Below are 22,344 nucleotides of genomic sequence, written 5' to 3'. Positions count from 1 at the left end.
TCCGGTGTCACAGCCGGGAGAACCCGGCGCCATGCAGTATCGTCCGGCCCGTCATCCGTCCTGCGGTGGCGGGCCGGAGATACGATTGGTCTATTGTATGTGAAGGCGGTCGGGGCCCATGGCGAAACAGGACTATTACGAGCTGCTCGGGGTGGCGAAGGGCGCCAGCGCGGACGAGATCAAAAAAGCGTACCGCAAGATGGCGATGCAGTATCACCCGGACCGCAACCAGGGTGACAAGGAAGCCGAGCACAAGTTCAAGGAAATCAGCGAAGCCTACGACGTCCTGAAGGACGACCAGAAGCGCGCGGCCTACGACCGCTTCGGCCACGGCGCCTTCGAAAACGGGCGCGGCGGGGCCGGTGGCGGCTTCGGCGGCTTCGATTTCGGCGGCGGTGGCGGCGGCTTCGCCGACATCTTCGACGAGATGTTCGGAGAATTCATGGGCGGGCGCCGCGGCGGCGGTGCCGCGTCGGGCCGCGGCCAGGATCTGCGCTACAACCTGGAGATCGGGCTGGAGGAAGCCTTCAAGGGCACCACGGCCAACGTCCGCGTCCCGACCACGGTCGCCTGCGATTCCTGCAGCGGCTCCGGTGCCGCGGCGGGGACCCAGCCGGTCACCTGCCCGACCTGCCAGGGCCACGGCAAGGTGCGCGCCCAGCAGGGCTTCTTCACCATCGAACGCACCTGCCCGGCCTGCCACGGCCAGGGCCGCGTCATCAAGGACCCCTGCAAGAGCTGCGGCGGACAGGGCCGCCTGCGCAAGGAGAAGACCCTTCAGGTCAACATCCCCGCGGGGGTGGAGGACGGCACCCGCATCCGTCTGGCCGGCGAGGGCGAGGCGGGGTTGCGCGGGGCGCCGCCGGGCGACCTCTACATCTTCCTGGCCATCGCGCCGCACCCGATCTTCCAGCGCGACGGCGCCAACATCCATTGCCGGGTGCCGATCCCCATGACCACCGCCGCGCTGGGCGGCACGGTGGAGGTGCCGACCATCGAGGGCAGCCGCACCAAGGTGACGGTCCCGCCCGGCACCCAGTCCGGCCACCAGTTCCGCATCAAGGGCAAGGGCATGTCGGTGCTGCGCAGCCAGCAGCGCGGCGACATGTACATCCAGGCCGTCGTCGAGACTCCGGTCAACCTGACCAAGAAGCAGCAGGAGCTTCTGCGCGAGTTCGACAACGCCGGCAAGGAAGGCTCGCACCCGCAGTCCGAAGGCTTCTTCGCCAAGGTGAAGGAGTTGTGGGAAGACCTTAAGGACTGATCGCGCCTCTTCTGCCCGTTACCGCCTGAAGGAACAGGCCCGGCCCGCCGCCGGGCCTTTTCTTTTGCGCCCGCGTGCTTTTGTCTCAGTGGTATGACCAATCCGGCGTTGACAGTGTCGGGGCGCGGGAAGATTGTCCCCCCAATTCGCACGGAAAGGCGCGGGTGCCACACCATGCGCCGCATACGCACGTAGCGCCGATCTCACAGGAAATGCCGTTGCCGATGGGGGGCATCGCGTGTATCAACAAGCGCTTAATCTCCTCAGGCAATTCGCGGAGAGGGCATTCCAGGCGGTGAGCGGCGATCTCTCCCTTGAGCAGTTGCGCGACCTGATGCATCCGGGTGGTCACACCCCGATCATCCAGCGTCGCCGGGCCGTGCTGATCCATTCCCGCGTCCGGATGGTCGCGGCGGCTTTCGCCGTGCTGACGCCGCTGTGGATCGTCATCGACGTCGTGATCTTCCCCTGGCCCTTGTGGGGCTATCTGGCCGGGCTGCGTCTGGTGTCCAGCTTCGCCTTCGGCGCGCTGGCGCTCGGCTACCGCATCTGCGACGACATGGGCAGCGCATGGCGGGGGCTGGCCTTGCTGCTGGCGGTGCCGACGGTCTTCTTCCTCGCCTCGCACCCCATGCTGAACGAGGACATGGTCGCGGGAAGCGCTCTCGCGGTGGCCGCCGGCTACGCCTTCCTGCCCTTCGTGATGGTGGCGGGGCTCAGCGTCTTTCCGCTGACCGCGCTGGAGGGGCTGATCTTCGCCACGCCGTTGCTGGCGGCCCATATGCTGGCCGGCGTCTACGGTTCGCTGGTCTTTCCCTTCCCGTCCTATCTGGGGGCCTTGTGGCTTCTGGTGCTCATCATGGTGGTGGCGACGCTGGCGGCGATGAGCCAGTTGCACTTCATGATGGCCCTGGTCGATCAGGCGTCGCACGACGGGCTGACGGGCGCCTTCTCCCGCCGCATCGGCGAGGAGCTTCTGCGGCTCCAGTTCGCCCACGCCCAGCGGTCGGAACACCCGCTGGCCGTGGTCTTCTTCGACCTGGACAACTTCAAGTCCATCAACGACCGGTTCGGCCACGACCAGGGCGACAAGCAGTTGGGACGGGCGGCGGAGGCCATCCGCGCCATGCTGCGCCAGTCCGACGTTCTGGTCCGCTGGGGTGGGGAGGAGTTCGTGGTCATCATGCCCAACACCCCCCGCGAAGGCGCCCTGATCGCGGTGGAGCGGCTGCACGAGCGGGGGTTCGGCAAGCGGCCGGACGGGATTCCCCAGACCGCCAGCATCGGCGTGGCCGAATACATCCACGACCGCCCGGCGGACTGGGAAAAGCTGGTGGAACTGGCCGATCAGCGCATGTACGCGGCCAAGCAGACCGGGAAGAACCGCATCGTCGCCGGGGACCGGGTCGCCCAACCGGCCTGATCTCTCCCGCCGTCAGTCGTTGCGCAGCAGGGGGGCGGAGGGCTGGCCGAGCGCCCGCCACGTCCCGAGGAAGCCGAAGGCCAGCGTGATGGCGGTGCTGAGCAGGGCAGTGGTCAGCACGGCGGACGGCAGGAAGGTCCAGTCCCAGCGCATCAGGAAGGTCATCACCGCCCAGGCCGTGATGGTGCCGATGACCCCGGCGATGGCGGCGGTCAGGATGCCCAGCAGCCCGTATTCCAGAAGAAACGCCTTCAGCACATCGGCCCGCGTCGCGCCCAGGACCTTCAGGACCACCGCGTCGTAGACCCGGCGGCGGTGCCCGGCGGCGACCGCCCCGGCCAGCACCAGCGTGCCGGCGGCCAGCGTGATGCCCGCGGTGATGCGCACCGCCGTTCCGATGTGGCCCAGCATGGTGCCCACCGTGTCCAGCGCGTCCTTCACCCGCACCAGCGTCACGTTGGGGAAGCGTTGCAGGACGGAGCGCTGAACCTCCGGCTCCGCCGCCGGGGTGCTGCGGACGGTGGCGATCCAGGTCTGCGGCGCGCGCTCCAGCGTGCCGGGAGCGAAGACCAGGGCGAAGTTGATGGCCAGCGTCGAGAAATCGGCGGCGCGCACGTTGGCGACCTTCGCCTCGATGGTGCGGCCCAGGATGTTGATCCCCATGGCCGCGCCGGGACCGATGCCGAAGGCGCTCGCCACATTCTGGTGGATGGAGATCAGCGGCGCGCCCTTGTAATCCTCCGGCCACCAGGACCCGGCGACGATCTCCGAATGCTCGGGCAGCTTGGCGGAATAGGTGATGCCGCGGTCGCCGGACAGCACCCAGGACTGCTCGGGATTGACCAGCGCCTTGTCCGCTGGCTGGCCGTTCACCGTCTCGATCCGCCCGCGCATGGACGGCACGGCCTCGAACCCGCTGGTGCCGGGCAGACCGGTGACCATCTGTTTCAGCGGTTCGAACTGGTCGGGCTGGATGTCCACGAAGAAGAAGCTGGGCGCGTCCTTCGGGATCGTCTCGTTGACGCGGCGGGAGAAGTTGCCCTCGATCAGGGCGATGGCGACCAGCACCGTCAGGCCGAGGCCGAGCGACAGCACCACCGCCCCGGTCGGGTTGCCGGGCCGGTGCAGGTTGGCGAGCGCCAGCCGCAGCCCCGGACGGCGCGGACGCCCAGCCGCCGCAGCCCCGCGCACCACCAGCCACGCGGCCACACGGAAGGCGAGGAAGGTGGCGATGGAACCGCCGACGAACCAGGCGGCGAACATCCTGTTGTGCGCCGTGGCGACGGCCAGCGCGGCCAGCGCCGCGACGGTCAGCGCCATCGCCGCCAGATAGACCGCGCGCGGGCGGCCCCCGGCGGGCGCCACGACGTCGCGGAACTGCGCCGCCGCCGGCACCTCCCGCGCGCGGCCCAGTGGCCACAGCGAGAAGGTCAGGGCGGTCAGCAGGCCGTAGAGCGCGGCCAGGGCCAAGGCGCCCGGATAGACGCCGATCCGGACGGGGACTGGCAGCACCGAATCGAGCAGCGACCCCAGCCCCAGCGGCGCCACCGCGCCAAGCAGCAACCCGAACAGGATGCCCAGCCCCGACAGCGCGAGGATCTGCAGCAGATAGACCTGGAAGACCAGATCGCCCGGCGCGCCCAGGCATTTCAGCGTGGCGATGGTGCGGGCGCGCGAATCCAGATGGCTGCGCACCGCGTTGCCCACCCCGACCCCGCCGACCAGCAGGGCGGTCAGCCCGACCAGCGTCAGGAACAGGGTCATGCGGTCGATGAAGCGCTCGATCTGGGGGGAGGCGTTGGTGAAGTCGCGGACCCGCCAGCCGGCGTCGGGAAAGCGCTCCCGCAGCCTCTCCTGCCACGCCGCCACATCGGTGCCCGGCGGCAGGGCCAGCTTGGCGGTCCAATAGACGATGCTGCCGGGCTGGAGCAGGCCGGTGCCCTCCAGCGACGGCAGGCCGATCATCACCCGCGGCCCCAGCGAGAAGGCGCCGTTGGAGGCGCGGTCCGGCTCCCGCGTCAGGACGCCGCGGACGGTGAATTCGCCTTCGCCCAGCCGCAGCGTGTCGCCGGTCTTCAGCCCCAGCCGGTCGAGCAGCCCGTCCTCGACCAGCGCGCCCCAGCGCCCGTCGCGGTTGGCGAGTGCCGTGTGCAGGTCCCCCTCCGGCGCCAGGGCGACGGACCCGTAGAGCGGGTAGAGCCCGTCCACCGCCTTCAGCTCCACCAGCGTGGACCGCACATCGTCGGCGGAGCGGGCCATGGCGCGCATCTCCACCGATTGCGACAGTCGACCGGCCTGTTCCAGCCAGGCACGCTGCGCGTCGGTCGGCGGCGTGTAGATCTGCCGCAGCGCGACGTCGCCGCCCAGGATCGCCCGCCCGTCCGCCTGCAACCCCGACAGCACGCCGCCGGACACGGAGTTCACCGCCGCGATGGCGGCGACGCCCAGCGTCAGGCAGGCCAGGAAGATGCGGAACCCCTTCAGCCCCCCGCGCAGCTCGCGGCGGGCCAGACGGAAGGCAAGGACGAGGTTGGTCATGGCGGTGTCCGGCGGGGAATGTGGCTGTGCGGGTGGATGGGGGAGTGGTCGTGTCGGGCCCCCACCCAACCCTCCCCCACCTTCGGCGGGGGAGGGCTTCATCTCCTCCCCCGCGAAGTGGGGGGAGGCCGGGAGGGGGGCCCAGCGCCCGCACCTCCCTAAAAATCTCTCAATCCCCCGCCACGCGCACGCGCTCGGCGCGGGCGGCCAAGCCGTCGTCCACGATGCGCCCGTCGGTCAGACGCACGGTCCGGTCGCAGCGCTCGGCCAGGGACGGATCGTGGGTGATCAGCACCAGCGTCGTGCCGCGCCGCTCGGCGAGGTCGAACAGCAATTCCACGATGGTGGCGCCGGTGCCGATGTCGAGGTTGCCGGTCGGCTCGTCGGCCAGGAGAAGCGACGGCTCCGCGACGAAGGCGCGCGCCAGGGCGACGCGCTGCTGCTCGCCGCCGGACAACTGGCCCGGATAATGGGTCAGCCGATGCCCCAGCCCGACCGCCTCCAGCCCGTCGCGCGCGCGGTCGAAGGCGTCGGCGGCCCCGGCGAATTCCAGGGGGATGGCGACGTTCTCCAGCGCGGTCATCGTCGGCACGAGGTGGAAAGCCTGGAAGACGATCCCCACATGGTCGCGGCGGAAGCGCGCAAGCCCGTCCTCGTCCAGCCGGCCCAGATCCTGTCCGGCGACGCGCACGGTCCCGCCCGTTGGGCGTTCCAGCCCGGCCATGACCATCATCATGGTCGATTTGCCGGAGCCCGACGGGCCGACCACGCCGACCCGTTCACCGGGCTGGATGCGGAGACTCAAGCCTCTCAGGATGTTGACGGGTCCGGCCGCGCTGTCCAATCTCAGATGCACCTCGTCGAGATCGACGATGGCAGAGGCAACGGAATCGGGTCGGGACATTGGCATGCGTCTCTGGAACGGGCAGGGGAACGGGCGGGAAAACCTCACGCCATATGGCATGGTGCGCCGCCATTTCAACATGGCCCTCCTTCGGTCGGGGCTTGCCGCTCTCGTCGCGGTTGCGGTGGCCGGCATGACGGCGCCCGCGCTCGCCCAGAACGGCGGGGGAAAGGGACCGTTCACGCTGCTCGCGCTCGGCGACAGCCTGACCGCCGGCTACGGCCTTCCCGAAGCACAGTCCTTCACTCCGCAGTTGCAGGCGGCGCTGCGGGAAAAGGGCTACGACGTGACCGTCGTCAACGCCGGCGTGTCGGGCGACACCACGGCGGGCGGGCTGTCGCGGCTCGACTGGGCGCTGGCCGACAAGCCGGACGCCGTGCTGGTGGAACTGGGGGCCAACGACATGCTGCGCGGGCTCGACCCCGCGGCGGCGCGCGCCAACCTCGACGCCATCCTGAAGCGGCTGACCGGCGAGAGGCTGCCCTTACTCCTCGCCGGGATGTACGCCTCACCAAGTCTGGGGCGCGCGTACGGAGAGCGCTTCAACGCCATATACCCGGAGTTGGCGAAGACGTACAACGTACAGCTCTACCCGTTCTTTCTGGACGGCGTGGCGGCGGACGCCGCGCTGAACCAGCCGGACGGCATCCATCCCAACGCGGCCGGCGTGAAGGTGATCGTGGAGCGCATCGCGCCCCATGTCGCCCGCCTTCTGGACGGCATCGCCAAGAACGGAGGCTGAAGACCCATGGCGACCCTGACCAGCGACACCGCCGCCACCGAAACCTTCTTCAAGGCCGCCTCGGCCACCGGCACCGAATGGGGCGCCGTCGTGAAGTCCTGCCTGGACGAACTCGGGAACGTGGAGGGCTGCAACCTCGGCTTCCTCTACATCACCGACGCGCTGGCGGAGCACGCGACCAGCATGGTCACGCTGCTGCGCGGCGTCACCGGCATCCGCGACTGGGTGGGCACGGTCGGCATCGGCGTCTGCGCCAACGACGAGGAAATCTTCGACAAGCCGGGCATCGCCGTCATGGTGGCGCGGCTTCCGGCGGAGGGTTTCCGCCTGTTCCCGGTGGTGTCCGGCGACATGGAGCCGTTGCGCCGCATGGCCGGCGGCTGGCTGGACAAGCACGGCGCCATGCTGGCACTCGCACACGCCGACCCGCGTCACCAGGATTTGGCGGGGTTGGTCGTTTCGCTGGCGGAATCGACGGGGGCTTTCCTGGTCGGCGGCCTGTCGGCCTCGCGGTCGGAGTTCCCGCAATTCACCATCCCCGGCAACACCGCCACGATGACCGCCGGACCGGTGGCGGACGGCGGCGTGTCCGGCGTGCTGTTCGCCCCGCAGGTTCCGGTCGCCACCGGCCTCAGCCAGGGCTGCACGCCCATCGGCCCCGTGCGCACCATCACCGCGGCGGAGGACAACGTCGTCCTGGAGATCGACGGGCGCCCCGCGCTGGACGTCTTCAAGGAGGACATCGGCGAACTGTTGGCCCGCGACCTGAAGCGGGTGTCCGGCTACATTTTCGCCGGGCTGCCCATCGCCGGGAGCGACACGGCGGATTATCTGGTCCGCGACCTGATCGCCATCGACCCGCGCGCCGGATGGATCGCCGTCGCCCACCATGTGCAGAGCGGCCAGCCCATCCTGTTCACCCGCCGCGACCAGCAGAGCGCCGAAGCCGACATGCGCCGCATGCTGGCGAACCTGAAGAAGCGCGTGAAGACCACGCCGAAGGGCGCGCTGTACGTCAGTTGCATCGCCCGCGGCCCCAGCCTGTTCGGCGAGGGCAGCCAGGAACTGGCGCTGATCCGCGAGACCTTCGGCGACATCCCGCTGGCCGGCTTCTTCGCCAGCGGAGAGATTTCCAACGCGCGCCTGTATGGATACACGGGCGTGCTCACCCTGTTCCTCTAAGGACCACATCCTATGCAATACCGTCCGCTCGGCCGCACCGGCCTGTCGGTCAGCGCCATCGGCCTGGGCACCATGACCTGGGGCCGCCAGAACACCGAGGCCGAAGGCCACGCCCAGATGGACTACGCGCTCGGCGAGGGCGTGACCTTCTGGGACACCGCGGAGATGTACGCCGTCCCCCCGACCGCCGACACGTACGGACGTACGGAGGAGATCATCGGCACCTGGTTCAAGGCGACCGGCAAGCGCGACAAGGTGATCCTGGCGACCAAGGTCATCGGCTTTGCCGACGGCGGTTTTTCCTGGGTGCGCGGCGGTCAGGCGAAGCTGGACCGCGCCAACATCTTCGCGGCGGTGGAGGCCAGCCTGCGCCGGCTCCAGACCGACTACATCGACCTGTACCAGCTTCACTGGCCCGACCGCCCCACCAACCGCTTCGGTGCGCGCAACTACGTCCACCGGCCTGAGAAGGATGGCACCCCCATCGAGGAGACGCTGTCCGCTCTGGACGAGTTGGTGAAGTCCGGCAAGGTGCGCCACGTCGGCGTGTCCAACGAGACGCCCTGGGGCGTGATGCAGTTCGTGAAGCTGGCGGAGGAGAAGGGCCTGCCGCGCATCGCCTCGATCCAGAACGCCTACAACCTGCTGAACCGCAGCTTCGAGCAGGGGCTAGCCGAGGTGTCGATCCGCGAGGATGTCGGTTTGCTGGCCTACTCGCCGCTGGCCGCCGGCACCCTGTCGGGCAAGTATCTGGACGGCGCCATGCCCGCCGGCAGCCGCCGGTCGCTGGATCACCGCAAGTCGCGCTACGCCACCGTCAACGCCGACCTCGCCACGAGCGAGTACCTGGACGTGGCCCGGCGCCACGGCCTGTCGCCGACGCAGATGGCCATTGCCTTCACCCTGCACCAGCCCTTCGTGGCGTCCTCCCTGATCGGGGCGACCAACATGGAGGACCTGAAGTCCAACATCGCGGCGGTGAACGTCACGCTGTCGGACGAGGCGTGGAAGGACATCGAGGCGGTGAACGCCCGCTTCCCCGATCCCTGCCCGTAACCGGCCCGTAAACCCATGATTCGTCTCTTCGTCGCTCTCGATTTTCCGGAGGATGTGCGCCAGCGTCTGGCGGGGCTGGGCGGCGGCGTGCCCGGCGCCCGCTGGACCGATGCGGACAACCTGCACCTGACTCTCCGCTTCATCGGGGAGGTGCCGGACGATCAGGCGGCGGAGATCGACGAGGCTTTGGCGCAGATCGCGGCTCCGGCCTTCGATCTGGTTTTGGACGGCGTGGGCGTGTTCGGCAGCGGCCGGGGCGCCCGCATCCTCTGGGTCGGGGTGGAGCGCAGCGACGCCTTGTCGCACCTCCAGTCCAAGATCGAATCGGCGCTGGTCCGCTGCGGCCTTCCGGCGGAGGAGCGCAAGTTCTCGCCCCACGTCACGCTCGCCCGGCTGAAGGACGCGCCGAAGGACCGGATCGGGCGCTTCGTCGAGGAACGCGGGCTGTTCCGCGCCGGCCCGATCCGGATGGACCACTTCACCCTCTACCGCAGCCACCTGGGCAAGGGGGCCGCGGTGTACGAGGCGTTGTCGGAGTATGGGTTGGGGTGATGGGCGAGCCGCCCCTTACAGCGGCACGCCCCGGATCATCCGCGGCAACTCACCCACCACGCCCATCGCGTGCCGCATGAAGAAGCGCTTCAGCGGCGGCAGGCGGTTGACGACGGCCATGCCGACGTCGCGGGCCAGCTTGATCGGCGGGATGTTGTTGGAGAACAGGTGCACCAGACCGTCGCACACCGCGGCCAGGAGCACCGTGTCGAAGCGGCGCCAGCGCTGGAAGCGGGCCAGCACCTCCGGAGAGCCGACGTCCAGCCCCAGCCGGTGGGCGTCCACGATCACCTCCGCCAGGGCCGCCACGTCGCGCAGGCCCAGGTTCAGGCCCTGCCCGGCGATGGGATGGATGGCGTGGGCGGCCTCGCCGATCAGGGCCACGCGCTCCGCGATGAAGCGCTCGGCCAGCAGGACCGACAGCGGCCAGGCGTCACGCCGGGTCAGCAGTTCGATGTCGCCCAGATAGCCACCGGACCGCCGGGTCAGCTCGTCGATGAACTGGTCCTCCGGCAGCTTCAGGTACATGTCCACCAGCGACCGCTTCTCGCTCCACACGATGGAGGAGCGGTTCTCCGTCATCGGCAGAACGGCGAAGGGGCCGTTGGGCAGGAAATGCTCCACCGCCACGCCGTTGTGCGGCTCCGAATGGCGGATCGTGCAGATGATGGCGGACTGGTCGTAGGCCCAGGTGCGCAGCTTGATCCCCGCGCTTTCCCGCGCCAGCGAGCGGCGCCCGTCGGCCCCGACGACCAGCCGCGCCTTGACCACCCGCCCGTCGGCCAGTTTCACGGTGGCGCCGCTGCGGTTGCGCTCGATCGAGACGGCCTGGGCCGGGGCCAGATGGTGCAGGCCGGGCAGTTCCTTCGCGCGGGCGAACAGGGCGCGGCGCATGTCCTTGTTGTCGAGAATCCAGCCGAAGGGCTGGTTCTTGCCGTCCCAGGTCAGGTCCTTGTGGTCGTAATGGACGAACAGGGGCGAGAACTGGTCGGCCACGCGGATGTCCAGGATGGGACCGGCGCAGGGCTCCATGTGCTTCCACACGCCCGCCCCCTCCAGCACCTTCATCGAGGCGTAGGCGACCGCCGTGGTGCGGATGTCGAAATCGTCCCCCGCCTGCCGGTCCGGGCTGTCGCGGTCGATGCAGACCACCGGAACGCCCGCGGTGGCCAGCGCCGCCGCCATGCTGAGCCCGGCCAGTCCGCCGCCCAACACGACGACCTCGGTCGTGATCTCCTGCGCTGCGGTGGTGCCCGATTCGGTCATGATGGCGCTGCCCTTCGATCAGTGTAGACGGGTACGAACAATCGTTCCGCTTGGTCCGGATGTCCAGCGGCGCTGCGTCGCGGCCCCTGGATTGCGTAAAGAATAGGCATGACCTGCCCAATCGAATGGCGAAACAGCCGAAAACCTCTGAAAAGGACGGCTTCTGCAACCGGCACGATTTTTGAAGACGTTGATTTTTGCGGTCGAGGCGAACACGCTCGAGTCACGTTCGGATAACCCGCCGGCAAGGCGGGATCGGCCGAGAGGGACCGGGCGACCGCAAGAGCCCGCAAACATGCATACCAAGGGGAAGCCACATGAAACTGGTTATGGCCATCATCAAGCCGTTCAAGCTCGACGAAGTGCGCGAGGCGCTGACCTCGCTCGGGATTCAGGGCCTGACGGTGAGCGAGGTGAAGGGCTTCGGACGCCAGAAGGGTCAGACCGAGATCTACCGCGGCGCCGAGTATTCCGTGAGCTTCCTGCCCAAGGTGAAGGTCGAGGTCGCCGTGTCCGACGACCAGTACGAGCAGGTGGTCGAGGCGATCCAGAAGGCCGCCAACACCGGCCGCATCGGCGACGGCAAGATCTTCGTGCTGGACATCGCCCAGGCCGTGCGCATCCGCACCGGCGAGACCAACGCCGAAGCTCTCTAAGACGGATCGGGCGAAGGGGGCAGGGGGCGGACAGGGCGGGGCGGAACGGCCCGGCCCCTTCCGCTTTTTCTTTCCGTGCGGCGCCGATGATCTGCTTGGCGACTTGAGGCCGGGGACGCCAGTCTTTCCGCCGCGGTGCCAATGCCGCCGGAACCTGCGGCGTATGCTTTCCCTTGACCGGGCCTCGTCCGGTTTTGTGCCCTTGTGCCGGGACTCCACCGCCGGTAGGATCGTTTCCGTTTCGTATCGGGCCGCGCCTCTTCCGGGCCGTCCTCATGGAAAGGATCTTCGGCGGCATGTCGCTCCCGGACCTCGGCACCTTCGCTCTCGTCAACGACCGGCTCGACCGGCTGTCCGACTACCCCTTCACCCGGCTGGCGGCGCTGCTGTCCGGGGTGACGCCGCGCACCAACGCGGAGCCGATCATGATGTCGGTGGGCGAGCCGCAGCACCAGCCGCCGGCCATCATCGACGAGACGCTGCGCGCCAATGCCCATCTGTGGGGCAAATATCCGCCGGTCGGCGGCACGCCGGAGTTCCGCGAGGCGGTTGGCGGCTGGCTGTCGCGCCGCTACGCCCTGCCGGACGGTCTGTTCGACGCCGAAACATCCGTCCTGCCGGTGTCCGGCACGCGCGAGGCGCTGTTCCTGCTGGCCCTGCTGGCCGTGCCGCAGAGCAAGGCGGGCCGTCAGCCGGCGGTGCTGATGCCCAACCCCTTCTACGCGCCCTACGAGGGGGCGGCCCTGCTGGCCGGGGCGGAGCCGGTGTTCCTGCCCTCCACCCGCGAGACCGGCTTCCTGCCCGATCTGGACGCGCTGACTCCGGAGCTGCTGGAGCGCACGGCGCTGTTCTACCTCTGCACCCCGGCCAACCCGCAGGGGGCGGCGGCGGACGCCGCCTATCTGGAGCGGGCGATCGGGCTGGCGCGCCGCTACGGCTTCATCCTGGCGGTGGACGAGTGCTACGCCGAGATCTACCTGGACAAGCCGCCGGTCGGCGCGCTGCAGGTCGCTTCGGGGCTCGATCACGGTGGGAAGCCCTGGGCGAACATCCTGGTCTTCCATTCCCTGTCCAAGCGGTCGAGCGCCGCCGGGCTGCGGTCGGGCTTCGTGGCCGGCGATCCGGAGCTGATGTCCCGCTTCACCCGCCTGCGCAGCTACTCCAACGCCGGGATGCCCCTGCCGGTGCTGGCGGCCAGCGCCGCCCTGTGGCGGGACGAGGCGCATGTGGAGGAGAACCGCGCGCTCTACCGCGCCAAGTTCGACGCGGCGGAAGCTTCGCTGAAGGGGCGTTACGGCTATTACCGTCCGGACGGCGGCTTCTTCCTGTGGCTGGAGGTCGGCGACGGAGAGGAGGCGACGCGCCGCCTGTGGGCGGAAGGCGGCATCCGCGTCCTGCCCGGCGCCTACCTGACCCGCTGCAACCCCGGCGAGGCGAATCCCGGCGCGCCCTTCATCCGCATCGCGCTGGTGAACGACGCCGAGACGGTCGGCCACGCCTGCGCCGCCATCGCCCGCATTCTGGGATAAGAGTTTTCGTCCATCCCATCACCCCGGCCCGTTTTCCAAAAGGTCGGGTCCGGTACAGCATGTTCTGAGGACCTTCTGCCCATGGCACGACCCGCAAGCCCCCGCAGCGGAAGCGGAAAAAGCGCCGGTGCGCGGCCCGAAAAGCCGCCCTTCTTCTCGCCCGCCACGCGCGCCTTCGTGGTGGCGCGGGCGCGCGAACTGGCGGGATTCGCGCTGGGCGTCGTCGGTCTGGTGCTGATGGTCATACTGGGAAGCTACGACCGGTCCGACCCCTCCTGGAACGCGGTCCCGGCGGCGGGCGCCCACATCCACAACCTGTTCGGGCGGTTCGGCGCCTATCTGGCGGACATCCTGATCCAGTCGCTGGGCTGGACGGCCTATCTGCTGGCGCTCGTCCCGATGATGTGGGGCTGGCGCCTCAGCCTTCAGAAGAGCGTGCGCCACCCGCTGTTCCGCAGCGTGCTGGCGGTGTGGGGCGTGCTTCTGGTCGCCATGTTCCTAGCGGGGATGAGCAGCGGGAGCGAGGACCCGCTGAAGAGCCGTCCTGGCGGCAGCTTTGGCGGTCTGCTTCTGGACGGCGTCAGCAAACTGCTGTTCGGCGCGCCGGGAAACCCGGCGGTCGGCACGGTGGCGGGCGTGGCCGGCGGGCTGATCCTGTTCGTCGCCATGGGCCTGTCGATCCGCGAATGGGTGGCCAGCCTGCGCGAGACCGCCGCCGCCATCGCCCGCATCGGGCGGGGTGCCCGCACCGGCCTGTCCTTCGTGCGCGACAAGGGTGCCGAGGCCGCGCGCAACGCCGCCCGCCAGACCGGCGGTCTGCTGCGGCGGGAACCCAGCCTCGCGGCGGCGGGGAAGAGGGGCGCCGCCCCGTCGCTGGACGACGCTTCGGACGAGAACAGCGGCTCCGCCACCCTGCGCGCCGCGCCGCGCTCGCGCCTGTCCGACTCCATCAGCGTGGAGCCGCGGGCCGAGGCCAGGACCCGCGCCGTTCCCGTGGTGACCCCGCCCGCCGGAGGCAAGGCGAAGGCCGCCGACCAGGGGCGGCCATCCAAGCAGACCGCCCTCGATCTGGAGGAGGCGGACGGCTACGAGCTGCCGCCGCTCGACCTGCTCCAGATCGTCCCGACCAGCGCGCGCGGCGAGAAGGTGGACGAGGCGGCGCTGCGCGAGAACGCGGTGAGGCTGGAGGGCGTGCTGTCCGACTTCGGCGTGCGCGGCGAGGTGCAGAAGGTCCATCCCGGCCCGGTGGTTACGCTCTACGAGCTGGAACCGGCCCCCGGCACCAAGTCGTCCCGCGTCATCGGTCTGGCCGACGACATCGCCCGCTCGATGAGCGCGGTGTCCGTCCGCGTCGCCGTGGTGCCGGGCCGCAACGTCATCGGCATCGAGCTTCCCAACGCCAAGCGCGAAACGGTTCTGCTGCGCGAGCTGCTGGCCGGCGACGTCTTCGACAAGACGGCGGGCAAGCTGCTGCTGGCGCTCGGCAAGGACATCGGCGGCCAGTCGGTGGTGGCCGACCTCGCCCGCTTCCCGCATCTGCTGGTCGCCGGCACGACGGGCTCGGGCAAGTCGGTGGCGATCAACACGATGATCCTCTCGCTGCTCTACCGCCTGCCGCCCGACCGCTGCCGCTTCATCATGATCGACCCCAAGATGCTGGAGCTGTCGGTCTACGAGGGCATCCCCCACCTGTTGACGCCGGTCGTCACCGACCCGAAGAAGGCGGTCGTCGCCCTGAAATGGACGGTGCGGGAGATGGAGGACCGCTACCGCAACATGTCCAAGCTGGGCGTGCGCAACATTGAGGGCTACAACGCCCGCCTGCGCGAGGCCCGCGCCGACGGCGAACTGCTGACCCGCCGCGTCCAGACCGGCTTCGACCCCGACACCGGCAAGCCGATCTTCGAGGAGCAGCCGCTCGACCTGAAGGAGCTGCCCTACATCGTGGTCATCGTGGACGAGATGGCCGACCTGATGCTGGTGGCGGGCAAGGACATCGAGGCGGCGATCCAGCGGCTCGCCCAGATGGCCCGCGCCGCCGGCATCCACCTGATCATGGCGACGCAGCGCCCCTCGGTGGATGTCATCACCGGCACCATCAAGGCCAACTTCCCGACCCGCATCAGCTTCCAGGTGACCAGCAAGATCGACAGCCGCACCATCCTGGGCGAGCAGGGGGCGGAACAGCTTCTCGGCCAGGGCGACATGCTCTACATGGCCGGCGGCGGCCGCATCACCCGCGTCCACGGTCCCTTCGTCGCCGACGGCGAGGTGGAGCAGGTGGTGAAGTTCCTGAAAACGCAGGGCGAGCCCAGCTACGTCGACGCCATCACGGAAGAGGACGACGAGGACGGCGGCTCCTTCGACGACGGGTCGGGCGGGGCCGGCGGCGGCTCGGGCGACGACCTCTACGACAAGGCGGTCGCCGTGGTCTGCCGCGAGCGCAAGGCGTCGACCAGCTTCATCCAGCGCCAACTCCGCATCGGCTACAACTCCGCCGCCCGGCTGATCGAGCGGATGGAGACCGAAGGCGTGGTCAGCAAGCCCAACCACGCCGGCAAGCGCGAAGTCCTGGCCCGCAACATCGAGGAATAAGCGCCCGTTCCCCCGCTCCCGGCGACCCTCAGGTCCGCCGGGAGCGGGGGGCAGGGAGGAACGTTACGCCAGCCCCTTCTCCATCGCGCTCGCCAGACGGCGGGCGAAGGCGGCGGGGTCAGGAAGGGCCTCGCCTTCCACGATGCGGGCCTGGTCGAGCAGCAGCCACGCCGCGTCGTCCAGCGAGGTCGCGGCCCCGCTCGCCTTGGCGCGCTCGGCGAGACGCTTGATCAGCGGATGGCTGGGGTTGACCTCCAGGATGCGCTTGGCCGCCGGGGCGTCCATGCCAAGCTGCTTGTGCTGCTTCAGCAGGCGTTCCAGGTGCATGTCCATGTCGTTCTCGTCGGCGACGAGGCAGACGGCGCTGTCGGTCAGGCGCTCGGACGGGCGGACATCCTTCACCGCGTCCTGGAGCGTCAGCTTCAGCAGGACCAGCAGGTCGGTCAACTCGCCTTCGGACGCCTTCTCCTCGGCGGGCTTCTCCTCGCCGCCCTGGATCTTGCCGAGATCGGCGCCGCCGCGGGTCACCGACTTGAAGGGCTTGTCCTGGAAGCTGCCGACCGACGGCACCCAGAACTCGTCCACCGGGTCGGTCAGCAACAGCACCTCGACGCCCTTGGCCTTGAAGCCTTCGAGCTGCGGGCTGCGCTTCAGTGTCTCGATGTCGTCGCCGCTGATCGTGAAGATGGCCTCCTGGCCCTCCTTCATGCGGCCCAGATACTCCTCCAGCGAGACCAGTTCGTCACCGGCGGTGCTGCGGAAGCGCATCAGCTTCAGCAGATCGTCCCGGTGCTCGTAGTCGTCGTAGAGACCTTCCTTCAGGACGGCCCCGAAATTCTCCCAGAAGGCCGCGTATTCCTCCGCCTTCTCGGTGTCGCGGGCCTTCTTGCCCAGCTCCGACAGGACGCGGCGGGTCAGGCCGGCGCGGATCTTCGCCAGCATCGGGTTGTGCTGGAGCATCTCGCGGCTGATGTTCAGCGGCAGATCCTCGCTGTCCACCACGCCGCGCAGGAAGCGCAGATAGGGCGGCAGCAGACCTTCCGCCGAATCGGTGATGAAGACGCGCTTGACGTACAGCTTCACCCGGTGGGCGCGCTTGGGGTCGAACAGGTCGAACGGCTTGGAGGACGGCACGAACAGCAGGTTCGTGTATTCGATGGCCCCTTCCGCCCGCCAGTGCAGGGTCAGCCACGGATCGTCGAAGGCGTGGCCGACGTGGTGGTAGAATTCCTTGTACTGGTCCGCGGTGATCTCGTTCTTGGAACGCATCCACAGGGCGGACGCGCTGTTCAGCGACTTGGCGTCATCCCCTTCGCCGAACAGGATCGGGATGGCGATGTGGTCGGAGTATTTGCGGACGATGGTGGCGAGCCGGTGCTCCTCCAAATACTCGTCGTCGCCTTCGCGCAGGTGCAGCTTGATCTGCGTGCCGCGCGGCAGGTCGGCCGCGTCGGCGATGGTGAATTCACCCTTGCCGTCCGACAGCCAGCGCCAGCCCTGAGCCTCCCCGGCCTTGCGGGTCAGCACCTCCACCCGGTCGGCGACCATGAAGGCGGAGTAGAAGCCGACGCCGAACTGGCCGATCAGATTGACGTCCTTCTTGGCATCCCCGTCTTTGGCGCCCTCCTTCGCGCTTTCCTTCAGGCTGCGCATGAAGGCGGCGGTGCCGGAGCGCGCGATGGTGCCCAGGTTCTCGACCAGATCCTCGCGGTTCATGCCGATGCCGTTGTCGGCCACGGTCAGGGTCCGCGCCTCCTTGTCCACGATCAGCCGGACCTTCAGGTTCGGGTCGTCCGCGGACAGTTCGGGTTGCGTCAGCGCGGCGTAGCGCAGCCGGTCGCAGGCGTCGGAGGCGTTGGAAACCAGCTCGCGCAGGAAGACTTCCTTCTCGCTGTAGAGCGAGTGCGCGACGATGTCGAGCAGGCGGCTGACCTCGGCCTGGAAGCTGAGCCGTTCCTCGGTCATGGTGTCATCCTTGATCGTTCTTGTTGATGGGCTTGTCGATGGGTCGGAAGGACGGCGCAGATATGTGGGAGTGCGCCGCCCCATGCAAGAGCGGCGGCTGGCGTCGGCGTGGAGTTTCGCAACCGGAGTGGGTGCGTGCTGGGATGGGGAACTGTTGCCCCCTCCCTAACCCTCCCCCGCTGCGCGAGGGAGGGGACTAAGTTTCCCTCCCCTGCGCAGCGGGGGAGGGAAGGGACCCGCGGCGAAGCCGTGGGAAGGGTGGGGGCAACCCGCCCCAAACCTCAGCGCTTCTTCCCCTGGATCGGCTCCGGCTCCGGCGTCGGCTGGCCCATGCCCATCAGCGCGCTCATGTCGGCGCCGTTCAGCAGGAGCTGGCCGGTTTCCGTGACGTCGATCTTGTAGCTGCGGACGTCGTTGCCGGCGTCGTCCTTGGACGCCTGTCCGAACGCCTGGAGCATGGCGATCACGCCCAAAACGTTCTGGGTGTCCTCGTCGGCCTTCCGGCCCGGCTTGGGCTGCATCGCCTTGGCCGCGGCGTCCAGCCCGCGCAGCAGCACGGTGGAACTGCCCACCGCGCCGAAGGCGGAGTTGGCGGCCATGCGCATGGCGCCGGTCATGGTGCCGGAGGTGGCCGGCGTGTTGACGACGAAGCGGTCGATGCGCAGTTCGGTCCCAACCTCCGCCATGGCGCCCATCAGCCGGTTGCCGATGGCCGCCACTTCCGCCTCGTCGGCCTGGGCGGCTTCCTCTTCGTCCTCCTCCTCGTCGCCTTCCGCGTCCGCGTCGGCCTGCGTCTCGGCAAGCGCGGCGAGGTCGGCGAAGGCCCGCCAGAGCGAGGCGGTCGGCAGCTTCGCGGTGGTGATGTGAAGGTCCAGCTTGTCCGGCATGAAGGACTTCGGCGCCACCTCCGGCTCCAGCGACAGGCCGCTGGATTCGATCCCGAAGGTGGAGGAGGCCATCGGCTTGTCTAGATCCTCGGCGCTGCCGCTCAGGACGAGCTGGCCGAGGGCGAGGCGGGTGCCGTCCTCCGGGTTCAGGGCCTTCAGGCCGGACAGGCGGACGCGCCCGCTGGCCCCGGCCATCAGGCCCTGCATCAGCGGGATCAGCTCCGCCGCCGGGGGCTGGGTGCCGGCCAGGGCGTGGGCCTGGGTCAGCCGCTGCATGGCGTCGGCGCGGGCGAGGTCGACGCGGGTGTAGGTGCCCTCCATGGTGAGGCCGGCGAGGTTCAGCACCTCCTTCTTCGCCTCGTCGACGAAGCGCAGGTTGCTGACCGACATGGCGCCCGGGCCGCTCCACAACGGGGTACCGGCGGCGGCGGTGCCGTCCGGCTTCAGCTCCCCGGCGACGGTGATGGCGCCGACGGTCAGGGCGCTGTCGTCCTTCTTGCCCTTCTTGTTCTTGCGGTCGCTGGTGACGGACAGGTCGCCAAGCTCCGCGTCCATGGACAGCGCCGCCTCGTAGGTGCCGGACCACAGGGCGCTGATGCGCTGGCGGCCCAGCCGGATGCTGGCGGACGGCTTGCCGTTGTCCAGGATGGCGACGTGGTCGGGCAGGGTGGCGGTGACGGCGTGGGTGTTGCCGTCCTGCGGCTTCACGGTCAGGCGGATGGTGCCGATGTTGGCGGTGGTGCCGTCGTCCGACACGGCGGTCAGGGCGGGCAGGGCCACCTTGTAATGGTCGCCGGCGGGAGTCGCCACCGGATCGCCGGACCAGCGCAGCTCGGTCGCGTCGTCCTTGCCCTTCGGGAACCAGCGGGCCAGTCCGTCCTTCAGCGCGGCGGCGAGCGCCTTGGCGCCATCCTCCGTCACCGGGGGGGCGTCCGCGCGGGCCGTGGCGGGCGGCAGCGCCAGGGTTGCGAGCATCAGCGCGGCGGCGAGCGGACGGGCGGGAAAACGGCGCATGAGGAATCCCTTTGGGTGGAGCGCGCAAAGGGTAGACGGGATAACCGGTGCCGGTCCACAGGCCCGTCGTCTTATACCACTCTCCGAAGAGTGCGGCATCGCAGCACGGCACGGCCGCCCTGACGCTTGCATTGCCGGTTCCCAGGCCCAAAACTTACCCCTATGACCTCTGTCCTTTCTTCGTCCGGGGGCGGTCTGGGTGCGGGTGGCCGGGTGGTCGCCGTGCTGGGGCCGACCAACACCGGGAAAACCCATCTCGCCATCGAGCGCATGCTCGGCCACCGGACGGGGATGATCGGCTTTCCGCTGCGCCTGCTGGCCCGCGAGAACTACGACCGCATCGTGTCGATCAAGGGCCGGAACGCCGTGGCCCTGGTGACGGGGGAGGAGAAGATCCTGCCGCCCAGCCCGTCCTATTGGGTCTGCACGGTGGAATCCATGCCGCTGGACCGGGCGGTGGACTTCCTGGCGGTGGACGAGGTGCAGCTCTGCGCCGATCCGGAGCGCGGGCACATCTTCACCGACCGGCTGCTGAACGCGCGCGGGCTGGTGGAGACGATGTTCCTCGGCTCCGACACCATCCAGCCGCTGATCCGCCGGCTGGTGCCGCGGGTCGAGTTCATCAGCCGCCCGCGCTTCTCGCAACTGACCTATGCCGGCTACCGCAAGCTGACGCGCCTGCCGCCGCGCTCCTGCGTCGTGGCCTTCTCGGCGACCGACGTCTACGCGCTGGCCGAGATGATCCGGCGCCAGCGCGGCGGCACGGCGGTGGTGCTGGGGGCGCTCAGCCCGCGCACCCGCAACGCGCAGGTCGGGCTCTATCAGGCGGGGGAGGTGGATTATCTGGTGGCGACCGACGCCATCGGCATGGGGCTGAACATGGACGTGGACCATGTGGCCTTCGCCCGCATCGTGAAGTTCGACGGCTTCGCCCCGCGCCGCCTGCGCGCGCCGGAGGTGGCGCAGATCGCCGGGCGCGCCGGGCGGCACATGTGCGACGGCACCTTCGGCACCACCGACGAGGTGGGGGAACTGGAAGCCGACGTGGTCGACCGCGTCGAGAACCACCAGTTCGATACCATCAAGACGCTGATGTGGCGCAACAGCAAGCTGCGCTTCGACACGCCGGGCTTCCTGCTGAAGTCGCTGGAGGAGCGCCCGCCGATCCCGGAGCTGCTGCGCGCCCGCGACGCCGACGACCATCTGGCGCTCCAGGCGCTGGCCCGCGACCATGAGGTGATGGACCTCGCCAAGGGCCGCGACAATGTGCGCCTGCTCTGGGAGGTCTGCCAGATCCCCGACTTCCGCAAGGTGCTGTCGGACGCCCACACGCGGCTGCTCGGGCAGATCTTCCGGCAGTTGCGCACCGGCATCGGGCGGCTGGACGAGGATTGGGCGGCCAAGCAGATCGCCCGGCTGGACCGCACGGAGGGCGACATCGACGCGCTGGTCGCCCGCATCGCCCACATCCGCACCTGGACCTACATCTCCAACCGGCCCTCCTGGCTGACCGATCCCGTGCACTGGCAGGCCCGCACCCGCGCCATCGAGGACAAGCTGTCCGACGCCCTGCACGAGCGGCTGACCCAGCGCTTCATCGACCGCCGCTCCGCCACTCTGGTCCGCACGCTGAAGGACGGGCGGGAGCTGATCGGCGGCGTGCGCGCCGACGGGGAGGTGGTGGTGGAAGGCCACCCGGTGGGCCGGCTGGAGGGCTTCCGCTTCGTCCCCGACGCGCCGGAACGGTCGGAGGAGGCCAAGTCCCTGCTGACCGCCGCCCGCCGCGCGCTGCGCGAGGAGGTGGCGTCCCGCCTGCGCGCCTTCGAGCAGGAACCGGACGACGTGTTCGCTCTCGGGCCGGACGGGGTGCTGACGGCGGACGGGCTGCCGGTGGCCCGGCTCGGCCCCGGCCCGTCCGTGCTCACCCCGGCGGTTCTGCCCTTCGACGAGGGGCTGCTCGACCAGGGTCAGCTCGACCGGGTGCGCGCCCGGCTGGAGCGCTGGCTGAAGGACCGCGTCGCCGCCCGGCTGCGCCCCCTGCTGGCGTTGCGCGACGCGGCGGATCTGACGGGTGCCGCGCGGGGGCTGGCCTTCCAGCTCGTCGAGAACATGGGGGCGATGCCCCGCGCGCCGGTCGCCCCGCTGGTGGAGGGGCTGGAGAAGGCCGACCGCAAGGCGCTGTCCCGCCACGGGGTGCGGCTCGGCGTGTCGCACCTCTACCTGACGGCGCTCGCCAAGCCGGGGGCGGTGGAGCTGCGCGGGCTGCTGTGGGCGGTGAAGCACCGGCTGCCCCTGCCCGTGCCGATCCCGCCGCCGGGCCGCGTGTCGGTCGAGGCCACGGGCGCGCCGCCCGCCTTCTGGGAGGCCATCGGCTATCCGGCGGCGGGGCCGCGTGCGCTGCGGGTGGACATGCTCGACCGGCTGGAGACCGAGCTGCTGACCGCCGCCAAGGAGGGCCGGGCGGTGACCGAACCGGCGCTGGCCCAGATGATCGGCGCCAAGCCGGACGAGCTGGGGGCGGTGATGAAGGGGCTTGGCTACACGCGCTCCGTGGCGGAGGATGGAACGGTCTCCTGGCGCCGCCGCCGCAACCCGCGCGGCAAGCCCCGCCGCGAGGCCCCCGTCAACGCCGACCACCCCTTCGCCAAGCTGCGCCAGCTTTCGGGAATTGGATGAAGAGATATACACTTGCCCCCACCCTAACCCTCCCCCGCTGGGCGGGGGAAGGGATGACGTTTGCGTGGTGGAAAACCCCCTCCCCTGCCCAGCGG

The 22,344-nt window shown here is 69.6% G+C and carries 15 protein-coding genes; 10 read left to right on the top strand and 5 right to left on the bottom strand.

The features are described 5' to 3' along the window. Positions 1–118 precede the first annotated feature (118 nt). Positions 119–1,264: a molecular chaperone DnaJ gene (gene dnaJ / locus DS843_RS04970; RefSeq protein ID WP_149467778.1), complete on the top strand. Its 1,146-nt coding sequence runs from the start codon at positions 119–121 to the stop codon at positions 1,262–1,264. 295 nt (positions 1,265–1,559) lie between these two features. Continuing rightward, positions 1,560–2,687, top strand: a complete 1,128-nt coding sequence (locus tag DS843_RS04965; RefSeq protein WP_149467777.1) for a GGDEF domain-containing protein — start codon at positions 1,560–1,562, stop codon at positions 2,685–2,687. A 12-nt stretch (positions 2,688–2,699) separates the two neighbouring features. On the opposite strand, the gene DS843_RS04960 is transcribed toward DS843_RS04965, so the two are convergent. Further along, on the bottom strand, positions 2,700–5,225 hold the full coding sequence (locus tag DS843_RS04960) for an ABC transporter permease (RefSeq protein ID WP_149467776.1): 2,526 nt from the start codon (positions 5,223–5,225) through the stop codon (positions 2,700–2,702). A gap of 169 nt (positions 5,226–5,394) precedes the next feature. Next, entirely contained in the window at positions 5,395–6,129 is a 735-nt protein-coding gene (locus DS843_RS04955; protein ID WP_149467775.1) for an ABC transporter ATP-binding protein, read from the bottom strand. 4 nt (positions 6,130–6,133) lie between these two features. Between DS843_RS04955 and DS843_RS04950 the strand changes: the two genes are divergently transcribed. The 4 genes from DS843_RS04950 to thpR are packed head-to-tail and all read left to right on the top strand — an operon-like array spanning position 6,134 to position 9,661. Continuing rightward, positions 6,134–6,871, top strand: a complete 738-nt coding sequence (locus DS843_RS04950) for an arylesterase (RefSeq protein ID WP_286191939.1) — start codon at positions 6,134–6,136, stop codon at positions 6,869–6,871. 6 nt (positions 6,872–6,877) lie between these two features. Next, the gene (locus DS843_RS04945; protein ID WP_149467774.1) at positions 6,878–8,053 is read left to right on the top strand and encodes an FIST signal transduction protein; all 1,176 of its coding nucleotides are present in this window, start codon (positions 6,878–6,880) and stop codon (positions 8,051–8,053) included. Between the two features lie 12 nt (positions 8,054–8,065). After that, complete coding sequence (locus DS843_RS04940) at positions 8,066–9,109, top strand: NADP(H)-dependent aldo-keto reductase (protein WP_149467773.1); 1,044 nt, start codon at positions 8,066–8,068, stop codon at positions 9,107–9,109. A gap of 15 nt (positions 9,110–9,124) precedes the next feature. Continuing rightward, on the top strand, positions 9,125–9,661 hold the full coding sequence (gene thpR / locus DS843_RS04935; RefSeq protein ID WP_149467772.1) for an RNA 2',3'-cyclic phosphodiesterase: 537 nt from the start codon (positions 9,125–9,127) through the stop codon (positions 9,659–9,661). A 15-nt stretch (positions 9,662–9,676) separates the two neighbouring features. Here thpR and DS843_RS04930 read toward each other — a convergent pair whose 3' ends face one another. Next, positions 9,677–10,927: a UbiH/UbiF/VisC/COQ6 family ubiquinone biosynthesis hydroxylase gene (locus tag DS843_RS04930; protein WP_149467771.1), complete on the bottom strand. Its 1,251-nt coding sequence runs from the start codon at positions 10,925–10,927 to the stop codon at positions 9,677–9,679. Between the two features lie 317 nt (positions 10,928–11,244). Between DS843_RS04930 and glnK the strand changes: the two genes are divergently transcribed. From glnK to DS843_RS04915, 3 genes are all read left to right on the top strand, one after another. Next, the gene (glnK, locus tag DS843_RS04925; protein ID WP_149165486.1) at positions 11,245–11,583 is read left to right on the top strand and encodes a P-II family nitrogen regulator; all 339 of its coding nucleotides are present in this window, start codon (positions 11,245–11,247) and stop codon (positions 11,581–11,583) included. A gap of 296 nt (positions 11,584–11,879) precedes the next feature. Beyond that, the gene (locus tag DS843_RS04920) at positions 11,880–13,112 is read left to right on the top strand and encodes an aminotransferase class I/II-fold pyridoxal phosphate-dependent enzyme (RefSeq protein ID WP_286191938.1); all 1,233 of its coding nucleotides are present in this window, start codon (positions 11,880–11,882) and stop codon (positions 13,110–13,112) included. A gap of 81 nt (positions 13,113–13,193) precedes the next feature. Next, a complete protein-coding gene (locus DS843_RS04915; protein WP_149467769.1) occupies positions 13,194–15,707 on the top strand; it encodes a DNA translocase FtsK in 2,514 nt (837 codons plus the stop codon). A 63-nt stretch (positions 15,708–15,770) separates the two neighbouring features. On the opposite strand, the gene htpG is transcribed toward DS843_RS04915, so the two are convergent. Together htpG and DS843_RS04905 are read right to left on the bottom strand one after the other, a co-directional pair. Next, positions 15,771–17,672, bottom strand: a complete 1,902-nt coding sequence (gene htpG, locus DS843_RS04910; RefSeq protein ID WP_149467768.1) for a molecular chaperone HtpG — start codon at positions 17,670–17,672, stop codon at positions 15,771–15,773. Positions 17,673–17,953: 281 nt separating this feature from the next. Continuing rightward, on the bottom strand, positions 17,954–19,573 hold the full coding sequence (locus DS843_RS04905) for a hypothetical protein (RefSeq protein WP_149467767.1): 1,620 nt from the start codon (positions 19,571–19,573) through the stop codon (positions 17,954–17,956). Positions 19,574–19,735: 162 nt separating this feature from the next. Here DS843_RS04905 and DS843_RS04900 point away from each other — a divergent pair, with 162 nt between their 5' ends. After that, a complete protein-coding gene (locus DS843_RS04900; protein ID WP_167525200.1) occupies positions 19,736–22,249 on the top strand; it encodes a helicase-related protein in 2,514 nt (837 codons plus the stop codon). Positions 22,250–22,344: the final 95 nt, after the last annotated feature.

The organism is Roseomonas genomospecies 6, assembly GCF_008365375.1.
GTDB lineage: Bacteria > Pseudomonadota > Alphaproteobacteria > Azospirillales > Azospirillaceae > Azospirillum.
Note: the sequence above shows the minus strand (reverse complement) of the source record. Positions and strands in the feature narration are given on the sequence as shown.

Excerpts from the sequence above, each read along its gene's own strand:
- dnaJ (WP_149467778.1), top strand. The coding sequence starts at position 119 with ATGGCGAAACAGGACTATTACGAGCTGCTCGGGGTGGCGAAGGGCGCC.
- DS843_RS04960 (WP_149467776.1), bottom strand. The coding sequence starts at position 5,225 with ATGACCAACCTCGTCCTTGCCTTCCGTCTGGCCCGCCGCGAGCTGCGC.
- DS843_RS04955 (WP_149467775.1), bottom strand. The coding sequence starts at position 6,129 with ATGTCCCGACCCGATTCCGTTGCCTCTGCCATCGTCGATCTCGACGAG.
- DS843_RS04950 (WP_286191939.1), top strand. The coding sequence starts at position 6,134 with ATGCGTCTCTGGAACGGGCAGGGGAACGGGCGGGAAAACCTCACGCCA.
- DS843_RS04945 (WP_149467774.1), top strand. The coding sequence starts at position 6,878 with ATGGCGACCCTGACCAGCGACACCGCCGCCACCGAAACCTTCTTCAAG.
- DS843_RS04940 (WP_149467773.1), top strand. The coding sequence starts at position 8,066 with ATGCAATACCGTCCGCTCGGCCGCACCGGCCTGTCGGTCAGCGCCATC.
- thpR (WP_149467772.1), top strand. The coding sequence starts at position 9,125 with ATGATTCGTCTCTTCGTCGCTCTCGATTTTCCGGAGGATGTGCGCCAG.
- DS843_RS04930 (WP_149467771.1), bottom strand. The coding sequence starts at position 10,927 with ATGACCGAATCGGGCACCACCGCAGCGCAGGAGATCACGACCGAGGTC.
- glnK (WP_149165486.1), top strand. The coding sequence starts at position 11,245 with ATGAAACTGGTTATGGCCATCATCAAGCCGTTCAAGCTCGACGAAGTG.
- DS843_RS04920 (WP_286191938.1), top strand. The coding sequence starts at position 11,880 with ATGTCGCTCCCGGACCTCGGCACCTTCGCTCTCGTCAACGACCGGCTC.
- DS843_RS04915 (WP_149467769.1), top strand. The coding sequence starts at position 13,194 with ATGGCACGACCCGCAAGCCCCCGCAGCGGAAGCGGAAAAAGCGCCGGT.
- htpG (WP_149467768.1), bottom strand. The coding sequence starts at position 17,672 with ATGACCGAGGAACGGCTCAGCTTCCAGGCCGAGGTCAGCCGCCTGCTC.
- DS843_RS04905 (WP_149467767.1), bottom strand. The coding sequence starts at position 19,573 with ATGCGCCGTTTTCCCGCCCGTCCGCTCGCCGCCGCGCTGATGCTCGCA.
- DS843_RS04900 (WP_167525200.1), top strand. The coding sequence starts at position 19,736 with ATGACCTCTGTCCTTTCTTCGTCCGGGGGCGGTCTGGGTGCGGGTGGC.